Source organism: Herbaspirillum sp. B65 (assembly GCF_000333555.1).
In the GTDB taxonomy this organism is placed as follows: Bacteria; Pseudomonadota; Gammaproteobacteria; order Burkholderiales; family Burkholderiaceae_D; genus Herbaspirillum; species Herbaspirillum rubrisubalbicans.
Window position 1 is genome coordinate 1 of sequence record NZ_BADI01000474.1, and the last position, 2,457, is coordinate 2,457.

General features: G+C 61.7%; 3 protein-coding genes. All 3 read right to left on the minus strand.

Annotated features, from left to right (window positions below):
* Positions 1-25 precede the first annotated feature (25 nt).
* Complete coding sequence (locus I5W_RS11565; RefSeq protein WP_044529337.1) at positions 26-571, minus strand: TIGR00725 family protein; 546 nt, start codon at positions 569-571, stop codon at positions 26-28.
* A complete protein-coding gene (locus I5W_RS11570) occupies positions 540-1,343 on the minus strand; it encodes an ABC transporter permease (RefSeq protein ID WP_017455205.1) in 804 nt (267 codons plus the stop codon). Before I5W_RS11570 ends, I5W_RS11565 begins: the two co-directional genes overlap by 32 nt.
* 65 nt (positions 1,344-1,408) lie before the next feature.
* A complete protein-coding gene (locus tag I5W_RS11575; protein ID WP_044529338.1) occupies positions 1,409-2,434 on the minus strand; it encodes an extracellular solute-binding protein in 1,026 nt (341 codons plus the stop codon).
* Between the last annotated feature and the right edge of the window lie 23 nt (positions 2,435-2,457).

Genomic DNA, 2,457 nt, shown 5'->3' on the forward strand with positions numbered 1-2,457 from the left:
ACGGCATCCATCAATCGTCCTGACATCACCCACACAACCAACCCGCAGCCCGAAAAATCAGCATCTCCACACTATCGAATTGCTGAATCCCAGGAATCTTCTCAGCATCATAGGTCGCAAAAACCGGCTTGTTCCACTTGAGACCCAAGGCCATTTCAGAGATCGTCCCCCACCCTCCCCCGACCGCAATCAGGCAAATTGCGCTGCTCGCGATGACCGCGTTACGGGCTTCCCCAAGTCCCGTAGGCAACACCACACTCAGATAAGCATTCCCGCTCGCCGCATCGGCATCAGGAAGAATGCCAATGACCAATCCCCCTGCATCCCGCGCACCTTGTGCGGCTGCCTCCATCACCCCGCCCTTGCCACCGCAAATGATGGGGACACCCGCCCCCGCCAATGCACGCGCAATACGAAAGGCGCTGGCCTTCTGTTCGTCCGTGGCCTCGCCCGGGCCGATGATCGCCACCGGCTGGCGGATCGCATTGGCGCCGGCTTGCCGCTGTGCCAGTTGGGCCAGCACCTCTTGTGTTTCCTGACTAAGTTGATTGTCGACGTCTTGCAACTGCATCACCGATTCCAATAAAAGTTGAACAGCAGACCAGCAGCACCAACGACAGCGCCGCAGCCTCGGAAAGATCGCTGCCGCCGTCGCTGACCTTCTGGTACAGCTGCAGCGGCAGGATATTGATTTGCGACCCCACCATCGCCAACGCCGTGCCATAGGTGCCCATGGCAATGGCCGCCACGACACAGCCCGACTGGAGGATGGCGGGATAGACCTGCGGCAGCGCAATCTCGACAGCAGCACGCAGCGGCGAAGCGCCCATGGTGCGCGCCGCGTGCAAGGACCGCACGTCGAAATTGGCGAAGACCGGATACAGCGTCAGCGCCACCCTGGGGATGAGGTAGTAGGCATAGGCCAGGGCCAGGCCCCACAAGGAATAGAGCAGACTGCCCGAACTGGCCGGATCAATGCCAAACACTTCCAGGCTTTGCGTGACGAAACCCGCGCGGCCGAAGGCCAGGATGAAGCCATAGGCGATCACCAGGCCCGAGAACGCCAGCGGCAAACCCAGCAGCATGATCATCCAGCCGCGCCGCTGTTGCGGCTGCCGCGCCAACTGGATGGCGATCAGGCTGCCCACCACCACCGACATGCCGCCCGAGAGCAGGCCCAGCAGCAAGGTGTTGGCCAAGCCCTGCCAGAACAGGCGGTCACCGAACAGATGGGCGAAGCTGTGGCCGCCGTCGCCCCAGGCTTCGGGCAGCAACGACAACAGCGGCAGGAAGAAAAACAGGGCCAGCGCAATGCAGGCCGGCCACGATCCAAATCGTTGCATACGAAGTTCTCTCTAAAAGGCGGTGCGGCCTGGACCAGCGATGCCAGGCCGCAAGCATGGCCGCCTTACTTCAACAGGACAGCACTGGCCCACTGACGGTCGATGTCATCCTTCTTCGCAGCGGCCTTTTCGATATCCAGCGCATGGATCTGCGGTGCATCGGGAAGCTGGACGGCGCTGTCGCCCGCCGCTTTGACGGCAATCGCCGGACGCACGTAACCCTTCACGAACAGGGATTGGCCAATGTCGCTCATCACAAAGTTGAGCCACAGCTTGCCGGCATTGGGATTGGGAGCGTTCTTCACCAGGCTCATGGCATAGGGTGCGGAGACGCTGGCTTCGCGCGGAATGACGACCGCAATCGCATCCCCCATGCCATCGGTATATTTGGCCTTCAGACCATCGCTCTCGTAGCCGATCCAGATGGGGATTTCACCCTTGAGGAACTTGGCATAGGGCGTGGTGGCTTCCACCCGCAGGACATTGCCCGACTTGTGCAGCGTGGACAGGTAGTCCAGGCCGGGCTTGATCTGGTCCACGCTGCCGCCGTTGCCGTAGGCCGCTGCCAGCACGGTCACCTGGCCCACGCCGGCCGAACGCGGGTCCAGATAGACCACGCTGCTCTTGTATTGCGGCTTGAGCAGATCGGCCCAGGATTGCGGCACTTCCTTGACCAGCTTCTTGTTGACCAGGAAAGCGATGTTGAGCGAATGCACGGCGAACCACTTCCCTTCGGCTTCGCGGAACACCGGCGGCAGCTTGTCGAAGTTGACTGGCTTGTAGGGCGCCACCACATCCTTCTTCACCGCATCCAGCGCCGAAGCGGCGAAGTAGTAGGCCGTATCGGCCTGCGGGCGGCGGCGGGTCTTGTCCAGCGCGACGACGGTGGCGGCCGAACCGAGATCGTTATAGGTCAGCTCCACTTCGGGATAGCGCTGCTTGAATGCAGAAAACAGGGCCTTCCAGTTGGCCCACTCCGGGCCAGTGTCGAAAGAGACGGCCATGCCTTCGGACTTGGCCTTTTCATACAGCGCGGCCTCGCCCGGATAGAGCTCCTTGAAAATCGGCGCCATGCTGGGGGCAGTGGACATGAACGGCGGCCAAAAGGCCGGCG